This window comes from Curtobacterium sp. AG1037 (assembly GCF_003349855.1).
GTDB classification, from domain to species: Bacteria; Actinomycetota; Actinomycetes; order Actinomycetales; family Microbacteriaceae; genus Curtobacterium; species Curtobacterium citreum.
In genome coordinates this window covers 1-12943 of the sequence record NZ_QQAO01000013.1, presented here as the reverse complement: position 1 = coordinate 12943, position 12943 = coordinate 1, and the positions used below count along the sequence as shown (strand labels likewise).

Genomic DNA, 12943 nt, shown 5'->3' with positions numbered 1-12943 from the left:
CACCGCCGCGTCGAAGGCGGGACCGGTCGTCGGATCAGCGCGTCGCGACGCTGAGCGCGTCGACGGCGGCGAGCACCTCGGCGACCTCGGTGCGCGTCGTGTAGTCGACGTGCACGTCCGCGAAGCGGACGACCCCCGAGTCGTCGAGGACGAAGACCGAGGGGAACGGGACGGCCGCCGTGTCGTCCGCGTTGCTGTCGGCCACGTCGAAGCCGAGCTGCGTGTGCGCCGCCCGCGCGGCGGCGCTCGGTTCGGTGACGATGCCGAACCGCCCCGCGAGGACGTTCTCCGGGTCCGTGAGCACCGGGAACGCGAGCTCGCCGTTCGCGATGGACTGCTCCGCGGCCTCCGGCGTCTGCGGCGAGACGGCGACGAGCTGCACGCCGCGCTCCTGCAGCGCCGGCAGGAGCTCCTGCTGGTACGTCCGGAGCGTGATGTTGCAGTAGGGGCACCAGGCGCCCCGGTAGAAGACGAGGACGGTCGGGGTGTCCCCACGCACCGCCGGCAGCGAGGTCGTCTCGCCGGTCGGGGTGACGAGCGGCCCGTCGGGCGCAGCGTCACCCACCGCGACGACACCGCCGGGCACACCGGCGCTCCGCAGGTCGCGCTGCTCGCCGTCGAAGACCGCGGACAGCTCCGGGCCGATCTGGGCCGTGAAGCCCTCGTTGAACTCGTCCACCTGGCGGGCGATGGTCTGGTCGGTCACGGTCGGCTCCTCGGGTCGGGCGGGGCGGAACTGCGGCGTCGGTGCCGGTGCGTGGAGCGTAGGCGCGAGCGATCGACGCCGGTACCGGCTGCGTCACGGGAGGTCACGGAGTGCAGCCGCATCAGATCTTCGGGGGGCTGACGATCGGGTCGTCCCAGACCGGGAACGGCGGGTACTCGCCGGGCAGGGACTCCTCCGGGTGGACGCCGTCGTTGCGGCCACCGACCGCCTCGGAGAGCGCGTCGCCGTCGTTGGTCCAGAAGGGTTCGCTGTACACGGTGAGGACGTATCGGCCGTTGGGTTGGACGACGTACTCGATCTGCCAGCCGTCGTCCGTCTTGGCCCAGGTGTCGTGGTCCCGGCGGGGTGGCCCTCGCGGTGCCGCCAGCCCTGTTCGTCGAAGTAGTCGATCATCGGTTGCAGGTCCCGAGCATCACCCGTGGCTCCCGGGGGCTCCCAGATCCGATCGGTGCGGAGGAAGTAGCTGTTCACGGCGTCCGAGCCCGCGAGCGGGGCGACGCCGTCGCCACCGACCTCTGTGCCACGATCGCTGCCGGTCCAGTCCCACGGGCCGTCGTTGACCGCGCGTTGTGCGCCCGCTAGTAGCTCCTGCATGTGGTGGTAGTGCTGGCGGTAGGCGTCGAACTCCTCGTGGAGGGACATCGCGGCGACGTCTTCCTGGGTCAGGCCGGCGGCGTCGGTGGGCATGGGGCCTCCTCGTGTCGAGCACCCGGTGAGCAGCAGTGACACCACGAGGGTCGTGCCGACGAGCGCGAGCCGCTTCGACCGGCGCATCAGATCTTCGGGGGGTTGATGATCGGGTCGTCCCAGTCCGGGAACGGCGGGTACTCGCCCGGCAGGGACGCCTCCGGGTAGACGCCGTCGGTGCGGCCGCCGACCGCTTCCATGAGCGCGAGGTCGTCGTTGGTCCAGAAGAGTTCGCTGTACACGGTCAGGGAGTACCTGCCGTTGGGTTGGACGACGTACTCGATCTGCCAGCCGTCGTCGGTCTTGGCCCAGGTGTCGTGGTCGCGGCCGGGGTGGCCCTCGCGGTGTCGCCAGCCCTGTTCGTCGAAGTAGTCGACCATCGGCTGCAGGTCCCGAGCATCACCCGTGGCTCCCGGGGGCTCCCAGATCCGATCGGTCCGCAGGTCGTAGCTGTTGAGCGTGTCTGCGCCCGGGAGCGGCTCGAGGCCGTCGCCACCGATGCCCGGCACACGGTCCCCGCCGATCCAGTCCCAGGGGCCGTGGTTGACCGACCGTTGTGCGCCCGCCAGCAGCTCTTGCATGTGCTCGTAGTGCTGGCGGTACGCCTCGAACTCCTCGTGCAGGGACATCGTCGCGACGTCTTCCTGGGTCAGCCCGGCAGCGTCAGTCGGCATGGGTCCTCCTCGGTTCGTGCAGCCCGTCAGGGTTCCGACGAGCAGGGCGGCGGTCAGCAGGGCGCAGAGTGATCTGGCGCGATTCATCGAGGGGCTCCCGTGGCGATGATCGAGGCGATGTTCTGCTGCGCGGTCGCGTCCGGACTCAGGTAGCCGACTTGGCCGTCCCTCTCGGGGAACATGTCGTGGCCGGTGACGGCCAGCGTGCCCGCGGCCGCTTCGGAGCTGAACACCTGGACGCCCGGAACGTCCCGGGGGTCGGTCCGGCCGATGCGCCCCCAGATCGCGGTGTGGTCCGCTTCACCCTCCGTCGCGAACACGTGGCGGGCGCGCAGGTGTTCTGGCTTGGTCGCCTCCGTGAAGCCCACCGACCCGTACGTGACGAAGGTGTCGACCGGGTACCGCACCTGCTCGAGTGCCTCGGCAGCGGTCGTCGAGCCGTACGAGTGGCCGAGGACCGACAGAGAACGAGGTGTGGTCCCTCGACTGTCGTGGATCCCGTCCAGGAAGGACGCGAGCGTCGCGCCGCCGGCCGCGGCGCGCTGCTGGGCGGGCACTTCGGCGAAGGCCGGCGCGCGGTACCCGAACCAGGAGACGACTGCGAAGGAGTCCGTTCCGCTCTTTCTGGCAGCCGCCCTCAGGAGCGCGGACGCCGCCCGGACCTTCTGGCCGCTGCTGTCGAGGGTCGTGGTGGCGCCGGGCACGTTGACCGTCAGGTTCGTCGCGGTGTTGAGGTTGCCGACCGAGATCGCTGCGACCGGCGCACCGTTCGCCACGCCGAAGCCGACGAGCTGGGCGACGGTGTCCGATGGTGTGTCCAGGTCCGGCGCGAGTTGGTCGGCCTGCCGCAACCCCGCCGCCAGAGCCTGCACCTGCTCGGTGAAGTCCTCGAGGCTCACCGCGCCGTACGTGTACGCCAGCCCGAACACCCGGTAGAGCCGGCCGGGATCCCGGAGCGCTGCCGCGAGCACCGCACGCGAGACGACGTCTCGCGACGCCGCCGGGATTCCGTCCAGGGCCGCCACCCGGATCTGGGTCGTCAGCGGGAGCGCCCGGAGGTCGTCGGCGGTGAACCCCAGCGCCCGCCACCGCTCGGCGACCTGCGCCGGGGTCAGTGACGGATCGAGCAGCCGCTCCACCGCGTGCGGCAGCGTCGAGCTCCCGGCGGCATCGAGCACGGCGTCCGCGAGCGTCCCACCGCCGGCCGCTGCGAACGCGTCCGCGATCCGCTCGGCCCAGCCCGCGTCTTCCTCGTTCTCCGCCAGGAGCTCGCCGAACCCGAGCGGCAGGGTCGCGACGTCGATCGGGACCCACCCGCACCGGCTCGTGAACCCAGACCAGGCGTTCCGCACGCGCACGAGGTCCTGCTCCATCGCGCCGTCGAGCGCCCGGGTGGTGGCGGTGAACCGTCGGAGGTGCTCCGGGTCGGCACTGCTCCGACCGCCCGAGTGCCCCGCGATCCGGGCGCGACGCCGGGGACGGAACGCGGCGGACACCGGCGTCGGACGGACCGGCGCGTCGGACGGCTCCGGGTCGAACACTGCCGCGCTGACGTCGAGCACGGGCTCCCACACGGCGCCGACGCCCACCAGTGCGTGCTCCCGCGGCGCCGTCCGCGCGCGCCAGGCAGCGTGATCAGCGAGCCGACGCCGTTCCTGGTCCGCCTGGTGCCGCGCGATCCGCACCTGGTCGGCCAGGTCGTCGAGGGCCGCGGCGAGCCGCACCCGGTCGCCGGACTCGATCACCCGTGCAGCCTCGAAACACCGCGCGTACCCGCCCGCGAAGTCGCGGAGCGCGGCTTCCGCCGCCCCGCGGCGCGGCAGCGCGCTCCCGCGGAGCGCCAGCGCGGCCTCCGTCGCGCACGCGACGAGCCGCGCTGCCGCGGCCTCGTCGAACTCGATCCCCATCGCCCACCCCCATCGCCATCGGGCAATGTGTGGAACGTAGCATTTCACAAGAGAGGGAGCCAAACATGTTCATTCCCGACGGGAGGCACGGGGCGGGCCTGCCCCGTGCCTCCCGTCGGTCAGCGGCGCACGCTGGTGCGCTCCGCACAGCGTTGCGCACCCCGCACCACGGATCGACGTGGCGCGGCGTGCTTCCGGTGGTGCGGAAGCGGGCCGCGCGCGCGCCCGCGCCGCGCGCAGGCCGCGCGCAGCGCAGCGCCCGCGCGCCTCAGGCGCGACCGCGGTTGCGGCGCCGGATCTCCTTCGGGGCACGCCCGGCGGTGAACGACCGCGCGGGGTCGACGAGGAACGCCTGCCGGAGCGCCTGCCGCCCCACGAGCATCCGGAAGCCCATCTGGTCGCGGTTGCTCAGCGTGACCTCGGCGTCGACCGTGACCCCGGCGAGGGTGATCGGCGTGAGCACGACGATGCGCTCCTGGGTGTGGCCCGTCGAGCTGCGGACGATGCGGCGGTCGTGCACGGCGCACTCGTAGGTGACGGCATCGGCGTCGGAGTCCTGCCACGGGTGCACCGAGAAGCGCACGCGGTCCCCGGGGAGTTCCTCGAGGTCGAACGCGTGCAGCGCCGAGCTGCGGGCTCCGGTGTCGAGCTTCACCTTGATCCAGGCCAGCTCCAGGGCGGGCAGGGCAGCCCACTCGCGCCATCCTGCGATCGTCGGGTTCCGGGCCATGCGCCCATCCTGTCGCATGCTTTGATTGAGCGTCGCCGTCGACGTCCTCGAACCCCCGTGGAGCACCCCGATGAAACTCGCCATCCTGTCGCGCGCCCCGCACGCGTACTCGACGCAGCGCCTGCGTGCCGCGGCGATCGACCGCGGGCACGACGTCAAGGTGCTGAACACCCTGCGGTTCGCGATCGACCTGACCGCCGACGAGCCCGACCTGCTCTACCGCGGCCGGCTCCTCAGCGACTACGACGCCGTGCTGCCCCGGATCGGGAACTCGATCACGTACTACGGCACCGCGGTCGTGCGGCAGTTCGAGCAGATGGACGTGTACACGCCGAACACCGCCACGGGCATCACGAACTCGCGCGACAAGCTCCGGGCGAACCAGATCCTGTCGCGCCACCACATCGGCATGCCCGCGACGACGTTCGTGAACAGCCGCGCGGACGTCCGCGGCGCGATCGACCGGGTCGGCGGCGCGCCCGTGGTGATCAAGCTGCTCGAGGGCACGCAGGGCATCGGCGTGATCCTGGCGCCGGAGGCCAAGGTCGCCGAGTCGATCGTCGAGACGCTGCACTCGACGAAGCAGAACGTCCTCATCCAGTCGTTCATCTCGGAGAGCCGCGGCCGGGACATCCGCGCGCTCGTCGTCGGCGACCGCGTGGTGGCCGCGATGCGACGGAGCGCGAGCGGGGACGAGTTCCGCTCGAACGTGCACCGGGGCGGGACCGTCGAGAAGGTCACGCTGTCGCCGGAGTACGAGGAGGCCGCGGTCCGCTCGGCCCAGATCATGGGGCTGCGGGTCGCCGGCGTCGACATGCTCGAGGGCAACGAGGGACCGCTGGTGATGGAGGTGAACTCGTCGCCGGGCCTCGAGGGCATCGAGCGCGCGACCGGCCTCGACGTCGCCGGGGCGATCATCGACTTCATCGGCAACCAGGTCGCGTTCCCGGAGATCGACGTCCGCCAGCGCCTCAGCGTCTCGACCGGGTACGGCGTCGCCGAGCTGCTCGTGCACACGAACGCGGACCTGGTCGGCAAGACGATCAAGGAGTCCGGGCTGTGGGACCGGGACATCACCGTGCTGACGCTGCACCGCGGTGCGACCGTCATCCCGAACCCCCGCAGCGGCGTCGAACTGCAGGCGAGCGACCGGCTGCTGTGCTTCGGCAAGCTCGAGGAGATGCGCTCGATGATCCCCGACCGCCGCCGCCGTCGGAGCAAGGTGCGCAAGCTCCCGAAGGACGCCTGACCCTGCGTTCCGCGGAGACGGACCCCACACCCAGCCATGATGCGGAAGTATGAGCCGGTGACGATACTCGCTGACCGCCCCGTCGACCCCACCCCGAACGACGACGTGGAGCGCCCGGGCAACGCCACCGCCAAGCACCACAACGTGTCGCTGCTGTCGGTGGCGACCACGACGGCGGAGCGCGTCACGACCTCCGCCGACATCGAGGCACGCCTCCGTGGTGCCCTGCGCCGCCTGCGGCTGCCCATGGGCCTGCTCGAGCGGGTGGCGGGTGTCACGGAGCGCCGCAACTGGGGCGAGGGCCAGACGTTCCAGGACGCCGCGATCGACGCCGGCCGCCGTGCCATGGCCGAGGCGGGCATCCGCCCCGAGGACGTCGGGCTGCTCATCAACACCTCGGTGACGCGCCCGCACCTGGAGCCGAGCGTCGCCGTCCGCCTGCACCACGGGCTCGGACTGCCGTCGTCCGCGATCAACTTCGACATCGCGAACGCCTGCCTGGGTTTCGTCAACGCCATGAGCGTCGCCGCCGGCATGATCGACTCCGGGCAGATCAAGTACGCGCTGGTCGTGGACGGCGAGGACGCCGACCAGGTGCAGCTCAACACGATCGACCGCCTCAACCAGGGTGGTCGGAACCGCAAGGACTTCATGAGCGAGTTCGCGAGCCTGACCCTCGGGTCGGGTGCCGCGGCCGCCGTGCTCGGCCCGTCCGACGTGCACCCCGAGGGGCACCGGATCGTCGGCGGCGTCACCCGCGCGGCGACCCAGTGGTACGACCTGTGCGTCGGCAGCGTGGACGGCATGTTCACGGACGCGAAGATGCTGCTCAAGGGCGGCATGGAGCTCGTGGTCGCCGCCTGGAACGAGGCGCGTGCGCACTTCGACTGGGCCGACATGGACCGGTACGTGCTGCACCAGGTGTCCGACGTGCACACGAACGCCTTCGTCGAGGCGATCGGCATCCCGCGTGCGAAGGTCCCGACGACGTACCAGCGGTACGGCAACGTCGGTCCGGCGTCCATCCCGATCACCCTCGCCGACGAGGTCGCCCGTGGCGGCATCACCCGCGGTGACCGGGTGTTCCTGGGCGGCGTGGGCTCCGGCATCAACACGGCGATGATGGAACTGCGCTGGTGAGGTCCGGCCTCCCGCGCGTCGCCGCCGCAACGGCTCCGGCGACGCTCCCGCCGCCCCTGCCCGGACTCGACCCGGCCTGGTCGCGACTGGTCACCGTGCCGGGTGGCACGGACCGGCCTGGAGGATCGGATCGCCCCGCGCGGACCTGGCACCTCCTCGACACGGCCGGCTCGCTCGACGCCCTCGGCGTCGCCCCGGTCGGCACCGTCCTCTGCGTCCACGGGAACCCGACGTGGTCGTACCTGTGGCGCTCCGTCGCCGCGCGGACCCTCGAGGTCGCCCGCGCCGGCGGCCCGGCCTGGCGCGTGGTCGCGGTGGACCAGCTCGACATGGGCTTCTCGGAGCGCACCGGCACGCTGCACCGGCTCGCCGACCGCGTCCGGGACCTCGGTGCCCTCACCGACACGCTCGGCCTGACCGGTCCCGTCGTCACCCTCGGACACGACTGGGGCGGCGTGGTGTCCCTCGGTTGGGCGGTCGACCACCCGGGTGCCGTCGTCGGCGTCATGACGTGCAACACCGCGGTGCACCAGCCCGACGACGCCTCGATCCCCGCGCCGCTCCGGCTCGCGCTCCGGCCACAGGTGCTCGGCCGCGGCACCGTCCTGACGCCCGCGTTCCTCGAGACCACCCTCGCGATCGCGCACCCACGGCTCGACCGTGCGACGGCGGACGCCTACCGGGCGCCCTACCGCGGCGCCGCACGGCGCGGGGGGATCGGCGGATTCGTCGCCGACATCCCGGTCGACGCGGCGCACCCGAGCGCGGTCGAGCTCGACCGCATCGCCGCCGGGGTCGCCGCGCTCGACGTCCCGGCCCTGGTGCTCTGGGGCCCTCGTGACCCGGTGTTCCTGGAGAGGTACCTCGACGACCTCACCGCGCGGCTGCCGCACGCCGACGTCCACCGCTTCGAGGGCGCCGGGCACCTGCTGCCCGACGACGCCGACGTGGCGGGCGCGGTGACCGACTGGCTCGGCGACCACCTGCCGGACGGAGGGCCGCGGGACGGAGCCGGCCCGCGCCTCCCGTCCGTCGATGCAGACCCCGCGGCGGACGCGGGCCGCCCGCTGTGGGCCGCACTCGACGACCAGCGCGCGTCCGACGGCCCCGCGCTCGTCGAGATGGCCGCACCCGGCGGCCCGCGCACGGTCTCCTGGCGTCTGCTCGCCCGGCGCGTCGACGAGATCGCGGTCGGGCTCGCCGACCTCGGCGTCCGGCACGGCGACCGCGTCTCGCTCCTCGTCACCCCGGGCGCCGACCTGACCGCAGTCCTGTACGCGTGCGTCCGGATCGGTGCCGTCGTCGTGGTCGCGGACGCCGGACTCGGCCTGCGCGGTCTGACCCGTGCGGTCCGCGGAGCGCGACCGGACTGGATCGTCGGCGCGCTGCCCGGTCTCGCCGCGTCGCGGGCGCTCGGCTGGCCCGGCCGTCGGATCGCGACCCTCGCGCTCCCCGCACCCGCTCGTCGGGCACTCCGCGTCGAGCACTCCCTGGCCGAGGTCGCACGTCGCGGCGCCCGCCTGCTCGCGTCGGGGCGGGCCCTGCCGGCCGAACCGTCCGCCGACGACCGGGCCGCCGTGCTCTTCACGTCCGGTTCGACCGGGCCGGCGAAGGGCGTCGTGTACACGCACCGGCAGCTCGGCGCCGTCCGGGACGTGCTCGCGGCGCAGTACGGCGTGGGCGTCGGGACCGGGCTCGTCGCCGGGTTCGCGCCGTTCGCGCTCCTCGGACCGGCGCTCGGCGCGCGCTCGGTGGCGCCGGACATGGACGTCACCGCGCCCCGGACGCTGACCGCGCGGGCGGTCGCGGACGCCGTGGCCGCGGTCGACGCGACGGTCGTGTTCCTGTCTCCGGCGGCGCTCGCGAACGTGGTCGACACCGCCGGTGCGCTGACCGACGCCGACCGGACCGTGCTCGCCGGGGTGCGCCTGTTCCTGTCCGCCGGGGCGCCGGTGTCCGCGACGCTGCTCGAGGCCGCAGCGCGCCTGATGCCGAACGCCTCCGCGCACACGCCCTACGGCATGACCGAGGGCCTGCTGATGACCGACGTCGACCTGGACGGCGTGCGCGGTGCCGCCGCCGGGAGCGGTTCGGGTGTCGCGGCAGGATCCGGTGTCGGGTCCGGGATCTGCGTCGGCGTCCCCGCGCCGGGCGTCCGGGTCCGGATCGCGCCGCTCGACGAGCACGGGGTGCCGACCGGCGCGCCGACGGACGATCCCGGGGTGACGGGCGAGGTCGTCGTCGCGGCGCCGCACGTGCGCGACCGGTACGACCGGCTCTGGCGCACCGACCGGGTCTCGCGCAACGGGGTCGACGACCCGCGCGGCCACCGCACCGGGGACGTCGGTCACCTGGACGCCGAGGGGCGCCTGTGGATCGAGGGGCGCCTCCAGCACGTCGTGACCACGCCCGCCGGCGTCGTCACACCGGTCGGACCCGAGCAGCGGATCGAGGGCGTCGACGGGGTCGGCCGTGCCGGGATCGCCGGCATCGGACCCGCCGGCACACAGCAGGTCGTCGCCGTCGTCGAGACCGTCCCGCCGGTCCGCCGACCGGGACCCGCGTCCGCCGACCTGTCCGCCGCCGTCCGTGCGGCCGCCGGGGTGCCCGTCGCCGCGGTGCTCGTCGTCCCGGTGCTGCCGACGGACGTCCGGCACAACTCGAAGGTCGACCGTGCCCGGCTGGCGCGCTGGGCGGCGGGGGTACTCGGCGGTGGTCGGGTGCGCGACCCGCGACGGACCCGCCCGTGAGGGTCCTGGTCACCGGCGCGAGCGGGTTCCTCGGCGCCGCGACCGCGAACGCCGTGCGGGACGCCGGACACACCGTGCGCACGCTGCAGCGCCGGCCGTCCGGGGTCGAGGGCGTGACGGACGTGCTCGGCTCCGTGACCGACACCGACACCGTCCGCGCGGCCGTGGCCGACGTCGACGCCGTCGTGCACCTCGCGGCGAAGGTGTCGCTCGCCGGTGACCCCGCGGACTTCGCACGCGTCAACGTCACGGGGACGCAGACCCTACTCGACGCGGCACGCGCGTCGGGAGTGCAGCGCTTCGTCGCCGTGTCGTCCCCATCCGTGGCGCACACGGGCTCGTCGCTCGCCGGGGTCGGCGCGGGTCCGGCCGAGCCCGAGGCCGCCCGCGGGGACTACGCCCGGACGAAGGCCGCGGCCGAGCTCCTCGCGCTCGCGGCGGACGGCCCCGGGTTCGCGGTCGTCGCGGTCCGCCCGCACCTGGTCTGGGGGCCGGGGGACACCCAGCTCGTCGGACGGATCGTCGAGCGGGCCCGAGCCGGTCGGCTGCCGCTCCTCGACTCCGGGGCGGCGCTCATCGACACGCTCTACGTCGACAACGCAGCCTCGGCTATGGTCGCGGCGCTCGAGCACGCGGCCGACCCGGACGTGCACGGCAACGCGTACGTCGTGACGAACGGCGAACCGCGGCCGGTGGGGGAGCTGCTCGCCGGGATCTGCACGGCGTCGGGCGTCCCGGCACCGCGGTGGCACGTGCCCGCCGGGCTCGCGCGGGTCGCAGGTTCCGTCGTCGAGGCCGTTTGGCGGGTGCGTCCGGGAACCGACGAGCCGCCGATGACGCGGTTCCTGGCGGAGCAGCTGTCGACCGCGCACTGGTTCGACCAGCGGCGGACCCGGGCCGACCTGCAGTGGGCGCCGACGGTGTCGATCGACGAGGGGCTCCGGCGGCTCGCCGGTCGTTGAGCCGCGGGCGTGTCCACGCGCACAGCGACACCTCACGCGCGTCGACGCGCGTGAGGTGTCGCTGAGGCCGTGGAGTGGCGGTCAGGCCGTGCCCGGCAGCACGGGAGAGCCACGGCGAACCCGTGTTCGGGTCACGGGCTCGCCGCGGCCGTATGGGAGGTCAGCCGGTGAAGCGCTGCCAGAGCTCGGTGACGATCGGCCACACGTCACCGGCACGGTCGGCCGAGGCGATCGCCACGGTGACGACCGGGTAGGCCGTCACCGCCAGGCTCACCAGCACGGCGAGCACGACGGCGAACACGGTCGTGACGGTGTGCCGTCGGGTGAGCCCGAGGACGACCAGGGCGAGGACGACCACCGCGCCGAGCAGGGTCACGAGGGTGACCCGCAGGAACGGGAAGGGCACGAGGCCCGCGGTCGTCGCGGTCACGCCCCCGAGGAACCCGACGAGCGGCAGGTACGCGCCGAGGGCGATCGCGAGCACCAGGACGATGCCGATCCCGGAGGTGATCCAGACGCCCCGCGGCCGGGGCCGGGGCGGACGGGACACACGGGCCCGCCGACCCGACCACACGGCGCTCATCGTCCGGCCTCGGCTCCGCCCGTGTCGGCGTCGTGGTCACGGCGGGTGTCGGCCTCGTCACGGACGACGTCGGCGGCGTGCTCGATGCGGTCGGCGGCGTCGTCGAGGGCATCGGCGACGCGCTCGTCGGTGCTCGCACCGGCGGCGTCGGACGCACCCGTGTCGACCTCGTGCTCGCCGCGGGCCGTGCCGGCACCCTCGCCGCGCACCGCGTCGGCCGCCGAGTCGGCGGCGTCGGACGCAGCGGCACCAGCGTCGGCCGCTGCGTCGGTCGCGGCGGCTGCGGCGCCGGAAGCCCGGTCGCGGACCTCCTCGGAGGCGGAGACGGCGGCGTCCTTCGCGGCACGCACCGCGTCCTTCGCGGCGTCGCCGGCCTCGGACGACTTCTCGGCCGCACGCTCGGCGGCGTCCGACGCGGTCGACCGGGCTGCGTCCACGGCGTCGGCGGTGCGCTCCCGTGCCGTGTCCGCGGCGTCGGCGATGCGGTCACCGGCGTCGGCGGCGGCATCACGGGCGCGGTCGGCGACGTCGCCGGCGGCGTCCTTCGCCCTGCCGGCGGCCTCGCGCGTGGCGTCGGCGGCGTCCTGTGCGACGTCCTTCGCCCGCTCGGCGACCTCGGCAGCGCCCTCGCGGACGTTCTCCGCGGCACCGGCGACGGCGTCCTTCGTGCGGTCCACGGCGTCGCCGACGGCGTCCTTGGCCTTGTCGATCGCGGTGGGCTCGTCGTCGAACGGCCCGTGCACGTCGAGCACGCGGACGTCGACCGTGGTGGGCTGCCCGGCGCCGAGCTGCGAGACCGCGGCGGTCACCTGACGGCGGACCTCCTCGGCGACCTCGCGGACGGGCTGCGGGTACGTCACGACGAGCGACACGGTGACGTCGAGCGTCCCGTCGACCTCGTCGACCTGCACCCCCGGCGCCCCGGCGGAGCGCCCGAGCTGGGAGCGCACGCGGTCGGCTGCGCGCGCGACGAGTCCGCCCAGGTGGTGGACGCCCGGCACGCCGAGCGCCGTCTCCGCGGCGGTCCGCGCGGCGACCGCGAGGGGGCCGGCGTCCTCGGGGAGCGGAGTGGTGAGTCCGGACGGCAGGTCGACCTCGGTGATCTGCGTCCGGGCGTTCGGATCGTGCTGCATGGCTTCCTCCTCGAACAGGACGGCCGTCGCCCCCGTGACGGGAGCGACGGCCGTCGGCTGCTTACTTCTTGAAGACGTCCTTGATGTCCTCGCCGGTCTGCTTCGTGCTCGCGGCGGCCTGGTCCTTCTTGCCCTCGGCGACCTTGGAGTCGTCGTTGGTGGCGTTGCCGAAGGCCTCCTTCGCCTTGCCGGCGACGTCCTGAGCGGCGTTCTTGATCTTGTCGTCGAGTCCCATGGTGGGTTCCTTCCTGTGTGTGCGGGTGCGCCTTCCGGACGCCCCGGTGGTGGTGGTGCGCTGAGCGGATGGTCCTAGTGGACGCGGGTGGTCTTGGCCAGTGCGGTTCTGGTGCCGCCGGTGAGGTGGACCAGGACCGGGAGTTGCTGGCCGAGGGTGGTGTCCA

At 73.8% G+C, this 12943-nt stretch carries 12 protein-coding genes; 4 read left to right on the top strand and 8 right to left on the bottom strand.

Annotated features, from left to right (window positions below; genetic code table 11):
• Positions 1-34: 34 nt before the first annotated feature.
• The 5 genes from DEU32_RS15550 to DEU32_RS15535 form a co-directional block, all read right to left on the bottom strand.
• Positions 35-706 (bottom strand): peroxiredoxin-like family protein, encoded by a 672-nt coding sequence (locus DEU32_RS15550; RefSeq protein ID WP_114851340.1) that lies wholly within the window; start codon positions 704-706, stop codon positions 35-37.
• A 121-nt stretch (positions 707-827) separates the two neighbouring features.
• On the bottom strand, positions 828-983 hold the full coding sequence (locus DEU32_RS17305; protein WP_181819314.1) for a hypothetical protein: 156 nt from the start codon (positions 981-983) through the stop codon (positions 828-830).
• 517 nt (positions 984-1500) lie between these two features.
• A complete protein-coding gene (locus DEU32_RS15545; protein WP_114851339.1) occupies positions 1501-2088 on the bottom strand; it encodes a hypothetical protein in 588 nt (195 codons plus the stop codon).
• An 83-nt stretch (positions 2089-2171) separates the two neighbouring features.
• On the bottom strand, positions 2172-3995 hold the full coding sequence (locus DEU32_RS15540) for an alpha/beta hydrolase (protein WP_114851338.1): 1824 nt from the start codon (positions 3993-3995) through the stop codon (positions 2172-2174).
• A gap of 268 nt (positions 3996-4263) precedes the next feature.
• Complete coding sequence (locus DEU32_RS15535) at positions 4264-4725, bottom strand: RimK/LysX family protein (RefSeq protein ID WP_114851337.1); 462 nt, start codon at positions 4723-4725, stop codon at positions 4264-4266.
• A gap of 70 nt (positions 4726-4795) precedes the next feature.
• Between DEU32_RS15535 and rimK the strand changes: the two genes are divergently transcribed.
• From rimK to DEU32_RS15515, 4 genes are read left to right on the top strand one after another with little or no spacing between them, the layout of a single operon-like run.
• Positions 4796-5974, top strand: a complete 1179-nt coding sequence (rimK, locus tag DEU32_RS15530) for a 30S ribosomal protein S6--L-glutamate ligase (protein ID WP_058740865.1) — start codon at positions 4796-4798, stop codon at positions 5972-5974.
• A gap of 57 nt (positions 5975-6031) precedes the next feature.
• Complete coding sequence (locus DEU32_RS15525) at positions 6032-7114, top strand: 3-oxoacyl-ACP synthase III (RefSeq protein WP_376983783.1); 1083 nt, start codon at positions 6032-6034, stop codon at positions 7112-7114.
• Positions 7111-9864 (top strand): alpha/beta fold hydrolase, encoded by a 2754-nt coding sequence (locus DEU32_RS15520; RefSeq protein WP_114851336.1) that lies wholly within the window; start codon positions 7111-7113, stop codon positions 9862-9864. Before DEU32_RS15525 ends, DEU32_RS15520 begins: the two co-directional genes overlap by 4 nt.
• The gene (locus DEU32_RS15515; RefSeq protein ID WP_114851335.1) at positions 9861-10826 is read left to right on the top strand and encodes an NAD(P)-dependent oxidoreductase; all 966 of its coding nucleotides are present in this window, start codon (positions 9861-9863) and stop codon (positions 10824-10826) included. Before DEU32_RS15520 ends, DEU32_RS15515 begins: the two co-directional genes overlap by 4 nt.
• A 160-nt stretch (positions 10827-10986) precedes the next feature.
• Here the strand turns inward: DEU32_RS15515 and DEU32_RS15510 are convergent, their stop codons facing one another.
• From DEU32_RS15510 to DEU32_RS15500, 3 genes are all read right to left on the bottom strand, one after another.
• Positions 10987-11409 (bottom strand): MFS transporter permease, encoded by a 423-nt coding sequence (locus DEU32_RS15510; RefSeq protein WP_114851334.1) that lies wholly within the window; start codon positions 11407-11409, stop codon positions 10987-10989.
• Positions 11406-12542, bottom strand: coding sequence for an Asp23/Gls24 family envelope stress response protein (locus DEU32_RS15505; protein ID WP_114851333.1), 1137 nt, complete (start codon positions 12540-12542; stop codon positions 11406-11408). The genes DEU32_RS15510 and DEU32_RS15505 overlap by 4 nt, the downstream gene beginning before the upstream one ends.
• 61 nt (positions 12543-12603) lie before the next feature.
• Positions 12604-12777 (bottom strand): CsbD family protein, encoded by a 174-nt coding sequence (locus tag DEU32_RS15500; protein WP_114851332.1) that lies wholly within the window; start codon positions 12775-12777, stop codon positions 12604-12606.
• Positions 12778-12943 lie beyond the last annotated feature (166 nt).